Annotated in this window: 15 protein-coding genes and 2 pseudogenes; 14 read left to right on the top strand and 3 right to left on the bottom strand. The window is 71.4% G+C overall.

Features of this window, described 5'->3' with window-relative positions; all coding sequences use genetic code 11:
* Positions 1-5: 5 nt before the first annotated feature.
* Positions 6-1466, bottom strand: a pseudogene (gene lysX / locus ABZ193_RS02265) (bifunctional lysylphosphatidylglycerol synthetase/lysine--tRNA ligase LysX); the annotation flags it as partial.
* Between lysX and ABZ193_RS02260 the strand changes: the two are divergent.
* The 13 genes and pseudogenes from ABZ193_RS02260 to ABZ193_RS02200 all read left to right on the top strand — a co-directional run bounded on the left by ABZ193_RS02260 (position 1449) and on the right by ABZ193_RS02200 (position 14658).
* The gene (locus ABZ193_RS02260; protein WP_354708556.1) at positions 1449-1793 is read left to right on the top strand and encodes a LamB/YcsF family protein; all 345 of its coding nucleotides are present in this window, start codon (positions 1449-1451) and stop codon (positions 1791-1793) included. The pseudogene lysX and the gene ABZ193_RS02260 overlap by 18 nt on opposite strands.
* Entirely contained in the window at positions 1786-2496 is a 711-nt protein-coding gene (locus tag ABZ193_RS02255; RefSeq protein WP_354708530.1) for a carboxyltransferase domain-containing protein, read from the top strand. The genes ABZ193_RS02260 and ABZ193_RS02255 overlap by 8 nt, the downstream gene beginning before the upstream one ends.
* Positions 2489-3475: a biotin-dependent carboxyltransferase family protein gene (locus tag ABZ193_RS02250; protein ID WP_354708529.1), complete on the top strand. Its 987-nt coding sequence runs from the start codon at positions 2489-2491 to the stop codon at positions 3473-3475. Before ABZ193_RS02255 ends, ABZ193_RS02250 begins: the two co-directional genes overlap by 8 nt.
* 11 nt (positions 3476-3486) lie before the next feature.
* Positions 3487-4662 (top strand): MFS transporter, encoded by a 1176-nt coding sequence (locus tag ABZ193_RS02245; RefSeq protein ID WP_354708528.1) that lies wholly within the window; start codon positions 3487-3489, stop codon positions 4660-4662.
* Positions 4590-4793: a hypothetical protein gene (locus ABZ193_RS02240; RefSeq protein ID WP_354708527.1), complete on the top strand. Its 204-nt coding sequence runs from the start codon at positions 4590-4592 to the stop codon at positions 4791-4793. Before ABZ193_RS02245 ends, ABZ193_RS02240 begins: the two co-directional genes overlap by 73 nt.
* 27 nt (positions 4794-4820) lie before the next feature.
* A complete protein-coding gene (locus tag ABZ193_RS02235) occupies positions 4821-5564 on the top strand; it encodes an SDR family oxidoreductase (protein ID WP_354708526.1) in 744 nt (247 codons plus the stop codon).
* Between the two features lies 1 nt (position 5565).
* On the top strand, positions 5566-6765 hold the full coding sequence (locus ABZ193_RS02230; protein ID WP_354708525.1) for an aspartate transaminase: 1200 nt from the start codon (positions 5566-5568) through the stop codon (positions 6763-6765).
* A 50-nt stretch (positions 6766-6815) separates the two neighbouring features.
* Positions 6816-7451: pseudogene (locus tag ABZ193_RS02225) on the top strand (4-carboxy-4-hydroxy-2-oxoadipate aldolase/oxaloacetate decarboxylase); the annotation flags it as partial.
* Between the two features lie 263 nt (positions 7452-7714).
* Positions 7715-8443: an IclR family transcriptional regulator gene (locus tag ABZ193_RS02220; protein ID WP_354708524.1), complete on the top strand. Its 729-nt coding sequence runs from the start codon at positions 7715-7717 to the stop codon at positions 8441-8443.
* 27 nt (positions 8444-8470) lie between these two features.
* Positions 8471-10501, top strand: a complete 2031-nt coding sequence (locus tag ABZ193_RS02215) for a hydantoinase/oxoprolinase family protein (RefSeq protein ID WP_354708523.1) — start codon at positions 8471-8473, stop codon at positions 10499-10501.
* On the top strand, positions 10498-12168 hold the full coding sequence (locus tag ABZ193_RS02210; RefSeq protein ID WP_354708522.1) for a hydantoinase B/oxoprolinase family protein: 1671 nt from the start codon (positions 10498-10500) through the stop codon (positions 12166-12168). The genes ABZ193_RS02215 and ABZ193_RS02210 overlap by 4 nt, the downstream gene beginning before the upstream one ends.
* A gap of 31 nt (positions 12169-12199) precedes the next feature.
* Positions 12200-13507: an MFS transporter gene (locus tag ABZ193_RS02205; protein ID WP_354708521.1), complete on the top strand. Its 1308-nt coding sequence runs from the start codon at positions 12200-12202 to the stop codon at positions 13505-13507.
* Entirely contained in the window at positions 13504-14658 is a 1155-nt protein-coding gene (locus ABZ193_RS02200; protein ID WP_354708520.1) for an aminotransferase class III-fold pyridoxal phosphate-dependent enzyme, read from the top strand. Before ABZ193_RS02205 ends, ABZ193_RS02200 begins: the two co-directional genes overlap by 4 nt.
* Before the next feature lie 383 nt (positions 14659-15041).
* Here the strand turns inward: ABZ193_RS02200 and ABZ193_RS02195 are convergent, their stop codons facing one another.
* Positions 15042-15932, bottom strand: a complete 891-nt coding sequence (locus ABZ193_RS02195; protein ID WP_354708554.1) for an alpha/beta hydrolase — start codon at positions 15930-15932, stop codon at positions 15042-15044.
* Between the two features lie 61 nt (positions 15933-15993).
* Here ABZ193_RS02195 and ABZ193_RS02190 point away from each other — a divergent pair, with 61 nt between their 5' ends.
* A complete protein-coding gene (locus ABZ193_RS02190) occupies positions 15994-16584 on the top strand; it encodes a TetR/AcrR family transcriptional regulator (protein WP_354708519.1) in 591 nt (196 codons plus the stop codon).
* On the opposite strand, the gene ABZ193_RS02185 is transcribed toward ABZ193_RS02190, so the two are convergent.
* Positions 16576-17763 carry an MFS transporter gene (locus tag ABZ193_RS02185; RefSeq protein ID WP_354708518.1) on the bottom strand — a complete coding sequence of 396 codons (1188 nt, stop codon included), beginning with the start codon at positions 17761-17763 and terminating at the stop codon, positions 16576-16578. The two genes, ABZ193_RS02190 and ABZ193_RS02185, sit on opposite strands and share 9 nt — an antisense overlap.
* Positions 17764-17937 lie beyond the last annotated feature (174 nt).

Raw genomic sequence — 17937 nt, 5'->3', positions numbered from 1 at the left:
CCACCTCAGCGACGCGGACCCGGCCGGGCGAAGGGGAACGCCAGGCTCTGCCGGATCGACGCCCCGGTCAGCATCATGACCAGGCGGTCGATCCCGATGCCGAGCCCACCGGTGGGCGGCATCCCGTGCTCGAGCGCCAGCAGGAAGTCCTCGTCGAGCTCCATCGCCTCGACGTCGCCGCTGGCAGCCCGCAGCGACTGCGCCTCCAAGCGCCGGCGCTGCTCGAGCGGATCGGTCAGCTCGGTGTAGGCGGTGCCAATCTCGGCGCCGAAGGCGATCAGGTCCCACCGTTCGGCGAGCCGGGGATCGCGGCGGTGGGCGCGTGTCAGCGGCGAGGTCTCGGCCGGGTAGTCGGTGTAGAACGTGGGCTCGACCGTGGCCGGTTCGACCAGGTGCTCGAACGCCTTCCCGACGAGGTCGCCGTGCCCCGCCCCGTCGTCGACGGGCACCCCGGCCGCCCGGCACCAGCGGCGCAGGTCGCCCGGCGAGGTGCCGGGGGTGACGGTCTCGCCCAGCGCACGGGACACCGCCTCGTACACGCCGACGACGGGCCACTCACCGGACAGGTCGACCTCGCCCACGTCCGAGCGGCGCGCCACCGGCGCGCCGTAGGCGGCGACGGCCGCGTCCTGGATCAGCGACCGCGCGAGCCCCCGCATCGTCTCGTAGTCGGCGTAGGCCTGGTAGGCCTCCAGCATCGTGAACTCGGGGTTGTGGGTGGCGTCCACCCCCTCGTTGCGGAAGTTGCGGTTGAGCTCGAACACCTTCTCCACACCGGCCACGCACAGCCGTTTGAGGTAGAGCTCCGGCGCGATCCGCAGGTACATGCGCTGGTCGTAGGCGTTGATGTGGGTGACGAACGGCCGCGCGTTCGCTCCGCCGTGCACGGCCTGCAGCATCGGGGTCTCGACCTCGAGGAAACCGCCTGCCTGCAACCCCTCACGCACCGAGCGCACCACCGCGCTGCGCAACCGCAGCATGTCCGCCGCCGCCGGGTTGACGATCAGGTCCAGGTACCGCTGCCGCACCCGCGTCTCCGGGTCGGTGAGGCCCTTCCGCTTGTCCGGCAACGGGTGCAGGCACTTCGCCGTCACCGTCCAGTCCGACACCATCACCGACAGCTCGCCCCGCCGCGTGGTCATCACCTCGCCCGTCGCGCCGACGTGGTCGCCCAGGTCGACCCCGTCCCGCCACAGTGGATCGTCGCCGAGGACCAGCTGGAGGTGGGCATCCTCGTCCTGGATCCGTGCGAAGCAGACCCCGCCGAGGTCCCGGATCGCCGTCACCCGTCCCGCGACGCGCACCTTGCGACCGGTGTGGGTGTCCGGCGGCAGGCCGCCGAACTCGCCGCGCACCGCGGCGAGCGAGGTGTCGCGGTCGAAGCAGGCCGGGTAGGGGTCGAGCCCCGCCTCGCGCAGGCGACCGAGCTTGGCGATCCGGACGCGCACCTGCTCGGGGCGGCGCACCTGGCCGTCGCGATCGTCGGTATCGCCGACCGCGCCTACCGCGCGGACGGCACCCTGGTCCCGCGTACCGCACCGGGCGCGGTGATCGACGACCCGGACGAGATCGCCCGGCGCACCGTGCGCATGGTGACCGACGGGGTGATCCGGACCGTCGACGGCACCGATCTCCCCGTCGAGTGCGACACCGTGCTGGTGCACGGCGACACCGCGGGCGCGATCGCGCTCGCCCGCCGGATCCGGGACGAGCTGACCCGCGCCGGCGTCGTCATCGCGGCCCTGACCGAGGTCCTCGCTGCCCGGGCCGGCGCGGGGTGGCGTCATGGCTGAGGGCACCCTGATCGCCGACTGCGGCGACGCCGCGATCGTGGTGAAGGCCCTGGACGGCGACGCCGAGCGCCGGTGGCAGCTCGTGCACAGCCTCGCCGACGCGATCGAAGACGCCGGGCTGGCCGGTGTCCACGGGGTCGTGCCGACCTACGACTCGCTCCTCGTGGAGTTCGACCCCGGCCTTACCGACCACGAAACCGTGCGGCGGATGGTCCGGGGCGCGGCGGGCGCACAGCACGGGTCGGGCCGTCGTCCCGCGCCGCAGCGGTTCGTCGTGCCGGTGGTGTACGGCGGCGAGCACGGGCCCGATCTGCCCGAGGTCGCGCGGCAGCTGGGCATCAGCGAGCGGGAGGTCGTGGAGATCCACTCCGGCACCGTCCTGACCGTACGGTGCCTGGGCGCCCCGGTGGGCGCTCCCATGATGGACGGTCCGCCGTTCCCCCGCCCGGTGCCCCGCCTGGCCTCGCCGCGCACCAGCGTCCCGCCCGGATCGATCGCCGTCGCGGGCAGGCAGGCCGTGATCTGCCCGCTGCGCTCCCCCGGCGGCTGGCCCCTGCTGGGCCGGACCCCGCTGCGGATCCTGGACCTGGGGTCCGAGCAGCTCACCCCCTACCGGCCCGGGGACGAGTTCCGGTTCGTGCCGATCGAGCCCGCGGAGTGGGACGACCACGCCGGCGCTCCCCTGGCGGCCGGCGATGGCTGACACCCTCACCGTCCGGCAGAGCGGCCACGCCACCGTCCAGGACCTCGGCCGCCCCGGCCGCTCCCGCTACGGCCTGCCCGTCAACGGCGCGCTCGACCAGTACTCCGCACGTGTGGCCAACGCCCTGTGCGGCAACGACGACACCGCTCCGCTCATCGAGATCACCGCCCTCGACTTCAGCTGCACACCGTCCACCGACGTGCTCGTCGCCGTCACCGGCGCCCCCGCCGACGTCACGGTCGACGGGATCCCGCAGCCCCAGTGGGAACCGCTCGCCGTCCGCGGCGGCCAGACACTGGCCGTCACCGGGATCCGGCTGGGCCTGCGCGTGTACCTGGCGGTCTACGGCTCTCTCCACGCCGAGTTCCTGCTCGGCAGCTGCGCGCCCGACACCATCCTGGGGTTCGGCCGCTTCCTGCGGCCCGGGGACGACCTCGCGCTCGGAGCGCAGTGCCCGCCGATCGGGCACCCGGAGTTCCGGCACCCGCTGTTCCGGATCCGGCCGCCCCGGCCCCGGTTCGGCGAAAGCTGGACGATCGACGTGACCGACGGCCCCGACGTCGCCGAGTTCGGCGACTCGGCCGGGCGTCTGCTGTCCTCCGCCTACGTCGTGACACCGTCGAGCAACCACATCGGGTTGCGGATGAGCGGCCCGGTGCCCCAGCGGGTCGCCTCCGGCGAGGTTCTCTCCCGCGGCGTGCCCGTCGGCGCCGTGGAAGTGCCCGCCGGCGACCAACTCCTGGTCCTGCACCGCGGCCGGGGCGTCACCGCCGGGTATCCGGTGCTCGCCGTGGTCACCTCGGCCAGTCTCTCCCCGCTCGGGCAGGCCAGACCCGGGCACACCATCGGCTTCCGCCACCGCACGGTCGCCGAGGCGGTCGCCGCCCACCAGGCCGAACGCGCCGTCATCCGCGCAGTCCGGCACCGCGCCGCCGCGGTGCTGCAGTCCCTCGACATCCCCGTCCTAACCCGCCGATGAAGGAGTCCACCATGAGTACCGTGGCGTCATCACCGTCGAACGTGGTCGATCCCCGGACCGCCCGCAAGGTCACCCTGGCCGGCTGCGTCGGCATCTTTGCCGAGCTCTACGACAACGGCATCTTCGGGTTCATGGCGGGCACGCTCGCCGCGGTGTTCTTCCCGGACTCGGCCAACGCCGTGATGCTGGTGTTCGTCGGCTACGCCATCTCGTTCTTCTTCCGCCCGCTCGGCGGGATCATCTGCGGCCACCTCGGCGACCGGATCTGCCGTCAGCGGATGCTGGTGTTCGTCATCATGCTGATCAGCGTCGCCACCGCCGCGATCGGCCTCCTGCCCACCTACGCCGCGATCGGGGTCGCGGCGCCGATCCTGCTGATCCTGTTGCGGGTCCTGCAGGGGTTTTCGGTCGGCGGTGAAGCCGCGGGAGCCATGACGTTCCTCGCCGAGCACGCCCCGCCGGGCAAACGCGGCCTCTACACCAGCTACGCCCAGATCGCGTCGTTCCTGTCGCTGCTGACCGGCACGCTGATCGCCGCGGCGATGACCAGCGGTCTGGGGGCCGAGCGGATGCAGTCCTTCGGCTGGCGGATCCTGTTCCTGCTCGCGATCCCGCTGGGCATCACCGGCCTCTACATCCGCCGCCGCATCTCCGACACCCCCAACTTCACGCGGCTGCAGGAGGAAGGCGGCCTGGCGCGCAACCCGCTGAAGGAGGCGTTCTCCTCGCCCCGGCACCGGCGCGCGATGCTGCTGGCCCTGTTCATCCCGCTGATGAACGGCTCCGGCTACTACGTCCTGTTCACCTACATGCCCACCTTCATGAGCAAGGAGCTGCACTTCGGCAAGGTCGAAAGCCTCCTGGTGACCGCGGTGAGCCTCGTGGCGATCTCCGTGGCGATCCCGTTCATGGGCGCCCTGTCGGACAAGATCGGGCGCAAGAAGGTCATCGCCGGCGCCGCCATCGCGATGGCCCTCGCGGGTGTCCCCTGCTACCTGCTCATCGGCACCGGCAACGTCGCACTCGCGATCGTCGGCGCCAGCGTCATGGCGGTCATCTTCGCCGGGCACACCGGCGTCATCCACATCCTGCTGGTCGAGCTCTTCCCCCCCGCGTGCGCTACTCCGCCTACGGGCTGGGCTACAACATCTCCTCCGCCGTCTTCGGCGGCACCGCGCCGCTGCTGATGACGTTCCTCATCGGACAGACCGGCGACGTCCACATCCCCGCCTACTACGCCGTCCTCACCGCGCTGGGCACGCTCGTCGCGGTGTCCCGGGTGCGCGACCGGGCCCACGAACCCCTGCACGACGCCTGACCCGACCCCACCAAGGAGCACTGGACAATGCCGTTTTCCGACTACAACACCGCCCTGGTCACCGGCGCCTCGACCGGCATCGGCGCCGAGGTCGTGGAACGACTGGCCAAACAGGGCCTGCGGGTCCACGCCGTCGCCCGCAACGCCGAACGGCTCGACGAGCTGGCCCGGCGCACCGGGTGCGTCCCGCACGCCGTCGACATCACCTCCACCGCGGCCCTGACCGAGCTCGTCGACGGTCTCGAGATCGACGTCCTGGTCAACAACGCCGGTGTCTCGCGCACCGGGAACATCCTCACCGCCGACGAGTTCGCCGTCGACGAGCAGATCGCCGTCAACATCCAGGCCGTCCTGCACCTCGTGCGGCTGGTCATGCCCGGCATGGTCGAGCGGGACCTCGGGCACATCGTCAACATCAGCTCGATCGCCGGTGTCTACAACTTCGGCGGCAACACCATCTACCACGTCACGAAGTCCGCCGTGCACACGCTGTCCCGCCAGCTCCGCGTCGACGCCTACGGCAGGCGCGTCCGCGTCACCGAGATCTGCCCGGGCCGGGTCGAGACCGAGATCTTCGGGCGCCTGCTCGGCGACATGGACCGCGCCCAGCGGGAGTACTACGACGGGTACGAGTCGCTCAAGCCGGAGGACATCGCCGACGCGATCGAGTTCGCCATCGCCTCGCCGCGCCACGTCAACGTCGGCCACATCGAGATCCTGCCGACCTTCCAGGTGCCCGGCGGGCTGAACTTCGAGAGGCGGGCGGACTGACATGACCACGGCCGCACGAGTAGCCCGGATCAAGCCCTCGCCCAGCTCGGCGGCGGCACAACGCGTGCGTGAGCTGACCGCCCGGGGACAGCGGATCCTCGACCTGACCGTCGGCGAACCCGACTTCGACACACCGGACCACGTCAAGGCCGCCGCGATCGCCGCCGTCGAACGGGGCGAGACCAAGTACACGCCCGTCAACGGCACCCCCGAACTGCGGGCGGCGATCCGGGCCAAGCTCGGCCACCGCCACGGCCTGCACTACCCGGACGAGGCGATCACCGTCGGCGGTGGCGCCAAGCAGGTCATCTTCCTCGCGCTGATGGCCACGGTCGACAGCGGCGACGAAGTCGTCATTCCCGCGCCGTACTGGGTGTCCTACCCGGACATGGTGCTGGCCAACGACGGGACACCGGTCATCGTCGACTGCCCCGAGTCCGACGGGTTCAAGCTCACCCCCGCGCGGCTGGAGGCGGCGATCACGCCGCGGACGCGGTGGCTGGTGCTCAACTCGCCCGGCAACCCGACCGGCGCCGCCTACTCGGCCGAGGAGTTGCGCGCCCTGGCCGGCGTGCTGCTCGCGCACCCCCAGGTGCACGTGCTCACCGACGAGATCTACGACGAGATCTGGTACGAGGCGGAGAGTGTGCCCACGCTCGGGTCGGTGGAACCGCGGCTGCGGGACCGGGTGTTCCTCACCAACGGCGTGTCGAAGACCTACGCGATGACCGGGTGGCGCATCGGCTACGGCGCCGGCCCGCGTGAGCTGGTCGGCGCGATCAACAAGCTGCAGTCCCAGATGTCATCCTGCCCCTCGTCGGTCAGCCAGGCGGCGGCGGTCGCGGCGCTGACCGGTCCGCAGGACTTCGTGGCCACGACGGTCGCCACCTACCGCGGCCGCCGGGACCGAGTCGCCAAGCTGCTGGCCGACGTTCCCGGACTGTCGGTCACCGCACCCAGCGGCGGGTTCTACCTCTTCGTCAACTGCGGCGGGCTGCTCGGCAAGCGCACTCCCGCCGGGGACGTGCTGCGCACCGACGAGGAGTTCACCCGCTACCTGCTGGAGTCCGAGCGGGTGGCCGTGATCCACGGCGCCGCCTACGGGACACCCGGCTACTTCCGGGTCTCCTTCGCCACCTCCACCGCCGTCCTGGACGAGGCGTGCGAGGCCATCGCCCGCGCGTGCGCCCGTCTGTCGTGAAAGGATTTCCCTTGCGCGTCACCACGAAATTCGACTGACGGACCCGGCCGGCGCTCGTCGAGCAGCTGGCCCGTTTCTCGTCCGCCACGATCCACGAAGCCCAGGGGCGCCTCGGCGCGCTGAGCTCGGCCCTCAAACCGGTCGACCCGGGGATGTCGTTGTGCGGCCCGGCGTTCACCGTGCGCTGCGCGCCGCGCGACAACCTGATGCTCCAGGTGGTGATCGCCCACGCACAGCCGGGCGACGTGGTCGTGGTGTCGGCCGGCGAGTACGCCGAGGCCGGTTCGTTCGGGGACGTGCTGGCCAACGCCTGCCAGGCCAAGGGGCTCGCCGGGCTGGTGACCGACACCGGCGTGCGCGACACCGCCGAACTGCGCAAGCTGGGATTCCCGGTCTTCTCCTACAGCGTGTCCATCAAGGGCACGGTCAAGGAGACCGTCGGCCCCTTGGCGGAGCCCATCCAGATCGGCGGCGAGCTGGTCCGCCCCGGCGACGTGATCCGCGGTGACGCCGACGGGCTGGTCGTGGTGCGCCGGGAAGACTTGGCGTACGCGATCGAGCAGTCCCGCAAGCGCGAAGAGGCCGAAGCCGCCTACATCGCCACATACCGTTCCGGCCGCAGCGTCATCGAGGTCAGCAACCTCGCCGGCGTCCTCGACGCGAAGGGGCTCGTCATCGAGGAGTGACCCGGCCGATGTCGCCGAGGACTCCACCGCCGGGCAGGCGGTGGAGTCCTCGGCGTTGGTGCGTTGAGAGCGCTCGACGCTTGACCACCGGCCCGCCGCGAAATCGCCGGGGTCACGGGCCGCGCAGGACAGGCCGATCCGGCCACCGGATACACGAACGAAACACGCGAGGCCTTGACGGCTCTTCGCGCGCTACCTAGCGTGTGTTTGCATCTTACGAAAGGCGTTCGTATATGTCAAACACATCGCGAACCTCCAGCACGGTGGCCACCGCTTTGCGCGTGCTGCGCCTGCTCGCCGACAACCCGGGCGGCATGGGCATCACCGAGGTCGCGCGGGCGCTGGACATCGCCAAGAGCAAGGCCCACCTCCTGCTGGCGACGCTGCTCGAACAGGACTTCGTCGAGCGCACCGCGGACAGCCGCTACCGGCTGGGCCTGACCGCGTTCGAGGTCGGCTCCGCCGTGCCGGACGCGGCCCGCTTCGGCGGGGACCTGATCACCCCGATGCGCGCGCTCGCCGACCTGTGCGGTGAAGCCGTGTCGCTCGCGGTCCTGCGCAACCGCGACGCGATCATGATCCAGCGCTTCGAAACGAAGCACGTGCTGCGCGCCGAGATCGGCGTCGGCACCCGGATGCCGTTGATCAGTTGCGCGTCCGGGAAGTTCCTCCTCGCCCACATGCCCGAGGAGCAGGTCGACAGCCTGTACCCGGACGAGGTGCTGCCGCACGTCACGGTGCACAGCATTCGCACCAAGTCGCAGCTCAAGGCCACCTTCCCGGAGATCCGCCGCCAGGGGTACGCCCTCAACGACGAGGAGTACGCCGAGGGGATCTCCGGCATCGCCACCGGTGTCGCGGACGGCAGCGGGCAGTACGTCGCCGCGCTCAGCGTCGCCGGGCCGACCAGCCGGTTCCGCGCGGACCAGTGGATCGAACCGCTGGCGGAGGCCGCGCACAAGATGACCGAACTACTGTCCAGCCGGCGCTGACCGGCTGAGGAAGAGGTTCACCCCCACATGGAGATCGTCGCTGGAATCGATGTCGGCGGCACGTTCACCGACGTGCTGCTCCACCACCCCGGGACGGGGGAACTCCGCCTCGCCAAGGTGTTCTCCACCCCCGGGCGCCAGGCCGACGGGCTGCTCACCGGGCTGCGGCAGTTCGATGTTCCGCTCGGCGAACTCGACGCCGTCGTGCACGGAACGACCGTGGCGACCAACGCGGTCCTGGAGCGCAAGGGATCGCGCACCGCGCTGGTGACCACGCGCGGTTTCCGGGACGTGCTGGAACTGCGCAGGCGCGACCGGCCCACGACCTACGGCCTGACCGGCGCCTACCGCCCGCTGGTGCCGCGGAGCCGGTCGTTCGAAGTGGACGAACGCGTCGACGCGGACGGCCGGGTCGTCGAGCCCCTCTCGGCCGGCTCGGTCCGGGCCGTGGCGGACGCGCTGCGGGCGGCCGAGGTGGAAAGTGTCGCGGTCTGCCTGCTCAACAGCTACGCCAACGCCGACCACGAGCGCACGCTCGCCCACGAACTGCGCCGGCTGTTGCCGGACGTCGAGGTCACGGCCTCCTACGAGGTGTGCCCGGAGCCCGGCGAGTTCGAACGGGCCACGACCACGGTGGTCAACGCGTTCGTCCGCGCGCCGATGTCGCGCTACCTCGGCGCCGTGCAGGAACGCCTGAAGCACGAGGGGTTCGCCCGGGACGTGCAGGTGATGCAGTCCAACGGCGGGCTGATCCCCGCCCGCCGCGCCGGCGAACTCGCGGTCCGCACGCTGCTGTCCGGTCCCGCCGCGGGCACCGTCGCCGCCGCGGCGTTCGGCGAGGCCGCCGGCCTGCCCGACGTCATCTCCTGCGACATGGGCGGCACCAGTTTCGACGTCGCCCTCATCCCGGGCGGGCGGCCCGCGGTGACCGCCGAGAGCGCGATCGACTACGGCATCCCGATCAAGGTCCCGATGATCGACATCACCACCATCGGCGCGGGCGGCGGGTCCATCGCCTCGGTCGACCGCGCCGGGATCCTGCAGGTCGGGCCGGAAAGCGCGGGCTCCGATCCGGGTCCGGCCTGCTACGGCCGCGGCGGCACCCGCCCGACCGTCACCGACGCCAACATCGTGCTCGGCCGCATCTCCGCCGAACAGCGCCTGGGCACGCAGGACGGGTTCACCCTCGACCGCGACGCCGCCGTCGAAGCCATCCGGGTGCACGTCGCCGAACCGCTCGGGCTCGACGTCACCGCCGCCGCGCTCGCGATCATCCGCTTCGCCAACGAGAAGATGGCCAACGCGATCCGCATGGTCAGCGTGGACAAGGGACACGACCCCCGCGAATTCGCCCTGGTCGGCTTCGGCGGCGCCGGCCCCATGCACGTCGCCGAACTGGCGAAGGCCGTCGGCGCCACCACCGTCCTGGTCCCCCCGCACCCCGGCGCGCTCTCGGCCTACGGCTGCCTGATCGCCGACGTGAAGTACGACTACGTCACCGCCGTGGGATCCGAAGTGGACGACTGCACCGCGGGCGGGATCGAGCGGATCCTGGCCGACCAGGCCGAGCTGGGCCGCAAGACCCTGGAAGCCGACGGGTTCGGCGACCAGGACATCGCCGTGGAGCACATCGCGGAAATGAGCTTCGCCAAGCAGCTCTACTCGATCCGCGTCCCGCTCGGCGGCGAGCGCGAAGACTGGACCCCGGCGAAGCTCACCGAGGAGTTCCACCGCGAGTACCTCGCGATCTACCAGGGCCGCAACCCCTCCGGCTCGATCCGGCTGATCAGCCTGCGCACCGTGGTGACCGGCAAGCGCAAACCCGTCCAGCAGGTGGTGACCACGCCGGGCGGACACCCGGAACCCCGGGAACGGACCGTGGTGTTCGCCGACGGCAGCCACCCGGTTCCCGTGCTGCGGCGGGAACACCTCCGCCCGGGCGAGATCCTCGCCGGGCCGGCGATCGTGGAACAGAGCGACACCACGATCGTGCTCCCCCCGGCGACGACCACGACCGTGCACTCCAACGGCAGCCTCATCGTGAAGGTGGCATCATGACCGAGCTCGACCCGTTGTCCATCGCCGTCATCCGCGGCAGGCTCGAACAGATCGCGGACGAGATGGACACCGTCTTCGAACGCATGGCGTTCTCCCCGGTCATCTCCGACGCCTGGGACCGCGCCGACGGCATCTACTCCGCGACCGACGGCAGCATGATCGTCCAGGGCAACCGGGGGCTGCCGATCTTCGTGGGCACCATGCAGTACACGGTCGCGAGCGTGATCGCAGGCGCGAGCGAGGTTCGGCAGGGCGACACGTTCATCGTCAACGACCCGTTCGCCGGTGGCACGCACATCATGGACACCAAGATGGTGCGGCCGTTCTTCTACCGCGGGGAGCTGTTCGCCTACCTTGCCAACACCGGGCACTGGCCGGACCTCGGCGGCCGCGTGCCGGGCGGGTTCGGCGCCGCGGCCACCGACTGCTACCAGGAAGGGCTGCGCCTGCCGCCGGTGAAACTGTTCAGCCGCGACGAGCTCAACACCGACATCGTCGCGATCCTGCAGACCAATTCCCGGCTGCCCGACGACGTTCTCGGCGACATCGACGCCCAGGCCACCGCGTTGCGCGCCGGCGAAACCCGGCTGACCGAGCTCCTCGACGAGTACGGGCCCGACCAGGTGCGCGCGGTCATCGACGCGCTGCGCGAGCGGTCGGCGCGGCAGATGCGCTCCTACATCGCGGAGATCCCGGACGGCACCTACTCCTTCGTCGAGGAGATGGACAACGACGGCATCACCGACGAGGTGCTGCGCATCGACGCGCGGATCACCGTAGCCGGCGAGGAGCTCACCATCGACTTCAGCCACTCCTCGCCGCCCTGCCAGGGCCCGATGAACTCCGTGTACGCCGCGACCGTCTCCAGCAGCATCGTCGCGATCAAGCACCTGTTCCCCGACATCCCGATCAACTCCGGCATCTTCGAACCGATCACGTTCATCATCCCGGACACCGTGTTCCTCAACGCCAAACCGCCGCGGCCGGTGGCCGGGTGCGCGGCGGAGACCAGCCAGCGCATCATCACCGCCGTCATGGGCGCGCTCGCCGAAGCCGCACCCGACCGGGTGCCTGCCGGGTCGTCGGCCACGGTCAACAACCTCTCCATCGGTGGTGTGCGCGAGGACGGCACCCCGTTCGTGCTGTACGTGTTCCTCGGCGGTGGCTACGGCGGTCACCCGGCCGGCGACGGGCTGTCCAATGGCTGCTCGCTGATGAGCATCGGGCGCGTCCAGTCGATCGAGACCCTCGAACAGCGCTACCCGCTGCGGTTCCGCAAGTACGGCCTGCGGGACGGATCGGCCGGGCACGGCAGGCACCGCGGCGGGTTCGGCGTGCACTTCGAGTTCGAGTTCACCGCCGCCGAAGGGCAGGCGAGCCTGCTCGGCGACCAGGCGAAAACCGCCCCGGTCGGGCGCGCCGGCGGCATGCCGGGACAACCGTCGTCGCCGTGGTTCCGCATCGGCGGCGAGCAGGTCACCCTCCCGATGATCAGCAAGGGCGAGAACGTCTCGCTGCGCGCCGGCGACATCGTGTGCCTGCGCACCCCCGGCGGCGGCGGATACGGGCCTGCCGCCGAACGCGACCCCGAAGCCGTCGCCACCGACCTCGAACACGGCTACCTCGACGACGAGACGGCACGAAGGACCTACGCGCACACCGCCTAGCCCGCCCCTACTCCCCCAGCTGGAGAAAGCCATGTCCGGAACCACCGCGGACACCCCCATCCGCAAAGCGATCCTCGGCAGTCTGGTCGGAACATCACTGGAGTGGTACGACTTCTTCCTCTACGGCTCCGCCGCGGCACTCGTGTTCAACGAGGTCTTCTTCCCCACCTTCGACCCGCTCACCGGAACCCTGCTGTCCTTCCTCACCTTCGCCATCGGGTTCGTCGCGCGCCCCATCGGCGGGATCGTCGCGGGCCACTACGGCGACCGGTTCGGCCGCAAGAAGGTCCTGCTGTTCACGGTGTCCCTGATGGGCGCCTCCACCGTCCTCATCGGACTGATCCCGAGCTACGCGACGATCGGCGTCACGGCCCCGATCCTGCTGATCGTCGTGCGGCTCGCCCAGGGGTTCGCGCTCGGCGGTGAGTGGGCAGGCGGTGCGCTGATGATCGCCGAACGCGCCCCGTCCGCGCGCCGCGGCTTCCTCACCAGCTTCGTGCAGGTCGGCGTCCCGATCGGCACGCTCGTCAGCACCGCCGTGCTGTACCTGATGTCGGGCATCCTCTCGCGCGACGCCTTCCTGCAGTGGGGCTGGCGGGTCCCGTTCCTGCTGTCCGTCGTGGTCGTCCTCATCGGCGTCTACATCCGGCGCCAGGTCGGTGAATCACCGGCGTTCGAAAAGGCCGCCCCCGAGCGCGCCCCGATCCTGACGTTGCTCAAGACGCAGCCGCTGGACGTGCTGCGGGTGGTCGGCATCCGCGCCGGCGCGGACATCCTCTACTACCTGCTGGTGACGTTCCTGCTCACCTACGTGACGACGAGGCTCGGCCTGCCCCGCGGCGTGGGGCTGCTGGCCGCGCTGGTCGGCGCGGGGATGCAGCTGTTCACCTACCCCGCGTTCGCGGCGCTGAGCGACCGGTACGGACGCCGCAAGGTCACCGTGTTCGGCGCGATCGGCGCGTTCGCGTGGATGTTCGCGTTCTTCCCGCTGGTCGATTCGAAGAGCACCGGCCTGATCGTGCTCGCCGTGGTCGGCGGCCTGTTCTTCCACTCCGCGATGTACGGGGTGCAGGCGTCCTGGATCTGCGAGCTGTTCGACACCCGGCACCGCTACAGCGGCGCGTCGCTGGGATACCAGCTCTCCGGGATCGTCGGCGGCAGCCTCGCCCCCACCATCGCCGTGGCGCTGCTGCGGGCTTCGGACTCGACCACCCTCGTGGTGGTGTACGTGTGCGCCGCGCTCGCTCTCGTGGCCGGGACCGCGCTGCTGACCCGGGAAACCCGCGGCGGCGAACTGACCGGCACCGGTGCCGCGACGAAGATGAGGAGCGCCTCGTGAGCGTCGTGGACCGCGCCCGCCGCGTACTGCCGGGCGGCAACACCCGGACGACCCTGTTCGTCCCGCCCCACCCGCCCTACGCGGTGCGCGGCGAGGGCGCGATCGTCACCGACCACACCGGCCACCAGGTCGTGGACTGCAACAACAACTACACCTCGCTCATCCACGGGCACGCCCACCCCGACGTCCTCGACGCGGCGTTCGATGCCGCGCGCGGCGGAACCGCGTTCGGCCTGCCCACGGCCTCGGAGGTGGCGCTCGCCGAGCACCTGCGCGACCGCACCGGGATCGAGCAGTGGCGCTTCTGCAACTCGGGCACCGAGGCGGTGCTCATGCTCCTGCGCGCGGCCCGCGCCCACACCGGGCGGGAGCTGATCGTGCGGTTCGAGGGCAGCTACCACGGCACCGGCGACGCCGTGGTCTCGTCCGGCGCGCCCGGCGTGGTGCCCGGCTCGGTGCTGGTGTTGCCGCAGAACGACCTGCCGGCGTTGCGGGCGGCGATGCGCGACCACGGCGACCGGGTCGCGGCCGTGCTGATCGACCTCATGCCCAACCGCGCCGGGCTGACCCCGGCCGACCCCGCCTACGTGGCCGAACTCCAGGCCCTCACCCGGCAGTACGGCGCGCTGCTCGCGGTCGACGAGGTCATCACGTTCCGCCTGCACGAGGGCGGGCTGCACCAGCGGTACGACATCCGGCCCGACCTCGTGTCCGTGGGCAAGGTCGTCGGCGGCGGCTTCCCGGTCGGGGCGATCGGCGGCCGCGCCGAGGTCCTGTCGCCGTTCGACCCGCAGACACCCGACGGCGTGTCCTGGGGCGGGACCTTCAGCGCCAACCCCGTCACCATGGCGGCCGGGCTCACGGCGCTGCGCCTGTTCGGCCCCGCCGAGATCGCCGAGCTGAACCGCCACGGCGACGAGTTGCGCGGCCGGCTCCACGACGCCGGAGTGGCGGTGCGCGGCTCCGGCTCCCTTCTCCGGCTGATGGCCGCGGACACCACGAAACTGTGGTGGAGCCTCTACGAGCGCGGCGTGCTGGCCGGCACGAACGGACTGCTCGCCCTGTCCACGGCGATGACCCCGGCGCACCTGGACCACGTCGCCGACGCCGTCATCGCCACCCTCCGATCCGGCCCCGCCGAACCCCGGTAACCGTCCGGCCGGGGGCCGCGATGCTCTGGCATTGCGGCCCCTGGCCTGCTCGGGAGCCTCCGCGACGGATGCTCGGCCTGGCCCGCTTCGCCCACGGGACGCCGCGCAGCGCCGCCGCCGTCCGCACCAGCGTGTACGGCCGGTCGTGCAGCAGATCCTCGACAGCATGACCACCACCGCCGCGTTCGTCCGCAACGGACATCCTCGGCACCAACCCGCACGAAGCGATGGAGCTGACCGCCGACGCCGGACTCACACTCACGGCCTACGCGGCCGAGCCCGGCTCCCCCTCCGCCGAACGGCTCCAGCTGCTCGCCAGCTGGGCGGCCACCGGCGGAGGCGGCCACGCGGGCGCTGACACACGCAGGACGGCTCGGCGGGCGTCAGCGGCCGTCGGTGAGGAAGTCGGCCAGCGCCTCGGCGACGGCGTCGGGCTGCTCGTCGGGGATGAAGTGCCCGGCGCCCGGCACGACGATTCCGGTGGTGTCCTCGGCCCAGGGGCTGAGGGAGGCCGCCATGTCCGGAATGGACCCGTGGCTGCTGGAGATCCCGAGGACGGGCACCGTCAGGCGCCGCCGTTGGAGCGCCTCGCGGTTCTTGCGCGCCGACTCCGCGGCGTCCCGGTAGTAGGCGAGGGAAGCACGCAGTCCTCCGTCTGCGGCGACGGCGGCCGCGTAGTGGTCGAGCTCGGCGTCGTCGAACGTGCCGGGAGACAGGGCCTTCGCGGTCAGGAACCAGCCGACGTAGTCCCGTTCGCGGCCGGCGAGCAGCACCTCGGGCAGATCGGGCACGGTGTGGAACGCGAAGTGCCACGTCTTCCACGCCCGATCCGGATCGGTGGGAATCGTCTCCGGGAGCGTGATCCCGGGGATCCCGGCGTCGAGCAGCGCGACCCGGTACAGGTGGTCCTCGAAGCCGACGGCGAGGGAGAACGCGACCCAGGCGCCGATGTCATGGGCGGCCAGCGAATAGCTCGACACGCCAAGGGCAGCCACGGCGGCATCGACGTGCGCGGCGACCGTGTGCGTGTCGTAGCCGTCCTCCGGACGCTCGGAGTGGCCCTGGCCCGGCAGGTCGATCGCGATGACGTGGAACCGGCCGGCGAGGCGGGGCATCACTTTGCGCCAGGCCCACCAGGTTTGCGGGAATCCAGCGAGCAGGACGACAGCCGGACCGTCCGACTGTCTACCCTGGACGGCGTGCAGGCGCACACCGTCCGCGTCGACCCAGCGGTGGGTGAATCCGGTCAGATGCTGCAGGGGCAGATCGTTCATCAGCACGCCGGCGACGCTAACATCTTGAACTGATCGATCCAAGATGTGTTAGCGTGGTCGCGTGGCAGGCAAGAAGCAGTTCGACGTGGGCGCCGCGCTCGACGCGGCGATGATCCAGTTCTGGCGCGCCGGCTACGCCGACACCTCACTCGACGACCTGTCCAGAGCGACCGGCCTGAACCGCAGCTCCATCTACTCTTCCCTCGGCGACAAGGACACGCTGTTCCTGCGCTGCCTGGACCGCTACGCCGCGCGCTACGGCGACAAGTACGACGCCGCCCTGTCAGGCGCGGACTCCGACCCGGTGGCCGCTGTTCGCGCGTTCTTCGACGTCACCCTCGACCGCATCGCCGATCCCCGGCTACCCGACGGATGCCTGATCGCCCAGTCAACGATGGCCATCCCGGCCCTGAGCCCGCGCGTCGCCGCACACCTCAAACAAGCGCTCGGCCGCCAGCGCCTGCGCCTGCGCGCCGCCCTGAAGACCAGCAGGCTGACCGACCGGGACGCCGACACCTTCGCCGTCCACGCCGCGGCCGTGAACCAGTCCCTCGCCGTCATGAGCAGAGCCGGAGCGAGCCCGGCGCAGCTGCGCGCCATCGTGGGCGTGACCATCGACGCGCTGTCGCAGACTCTGCGCGCGTCAGTGTGATCCGGCGCGCCTGGTCGCGGTGATCCCCGCGGCGGCCACGATCGCCGCGGCGCACACCGCCGCGGTCGCGGTCCAGCCGAACCAGTCCACCGCGGCGGCGCCCGCCGCGGTGCCGAGACTGCCGCCGACGAAGTAGACGACCATGTAGGTGCTGTTGAACCGCGCCGGTGCCGCGGGATCGAGCGCGAGCACGGTGCTCTGGTTGGCCACCTGCGCGGCGAACAGCCCGGCGTCGAACAGGCCGAGGCAGACCAGCGTGAGGGGCGTGTTGGACAGGCAGAGGCCGAGGGTCAGCGCCGCCGCGGCGGCGAGCGCGAGTCCGATGAGGATCACCCGCCGCGCTCCGATGCGGTCGGTCCACACCCCGGCGATCCGGGTGGCGGCGATGCCGAGCAGACCGGCCGCCCCGTACAGGCCGATCCGTTCCGGCAAATACGAAAACGGCGGCTGGGACAGCGCGACCGCGATGCCCGCCCAGACCGCGCAGAACGCGAAGAACCACAGGACGCCGCGCCCGGCGGCCAGCCGCAACACCGGGAACCTCAGGTACAGCCCCGGAAGTCCGCGCAGCGTGGCCAGGTACCCGGCCTCGGCGCGGCCGGGCGTGGCGGGCAGCGCCGCACGGGCGGCGACCGCGATGACCGCGCACGCGAGCGCGAACACCAGGAGCATGGCACGCCAGCCGATCAGCCCGGTCAGCCAGCCGCCCCCGATCCGCCCGGCGAGGATGCCCGCGGAGATCCCGGCGGTCACCACGCCGAGCACCGTCGCCCGCCGCCGCGGCTCGGCGAACCGTCCTGCCACCGAACTCAGCTGCGCCCCGACCGCGGAGCCGGCGCCGATCACGGCGAGCACGAGCCCGAGCAGCGCCGCGGAACCCACGGCGGTGGCCAGGGCCAAGGCGACGGCGAGCGCGGCGAACTGCGCGGCCACCACCGTTCTCGGCGGGAACCGGTCCACCAGCGGAACCAGCACCGCGAGCCCGGCGAGATACCCCAACGGGCCGCAGGCGAGCACCGTGCCCACAACGGCGGCCGGGACGTCCAGCGACCCGGCGACCTCCGCGATAGAGGGTTGCAGCGGATACAGGGTCGCGGTGCCCAGCGCGGCAGCGAACGTCAGTAATGCCACCACCGGCGCGCGCAGCACCGGCCGGGCCGTCGAAAGATCAGTGTCCACGACGACGACGGTAGGAGCGGCGCGGCAGCGACGCTGGCGGGAAACCGACAGCACCGTGATGCGTGAGGTTGGCTCCAGCGCTGATGTCGAGCGCCGCTGCGTGAGCATCAGCACCACCACTCGGCACCAGTGTCGAGGCGGCGATGACCGTGCCGTTCTGCGCTGTCGCGCTAC

This window comes from Amycolatopsis sp. NPDC006125 (assembly GCF_040614195.1).
Lineage (GTDB): Bacteria > Actinomycetota > Actinomycetes > Mycobacteriales > Pseudonocardiaceae > Amycolatopsis_E > Amycolatopsis_E tucumanensis.
Note: the sequence above shows the minus strand (reverse complement) of the source record. Positions and strands in the feature narration are given on the sequence as shown.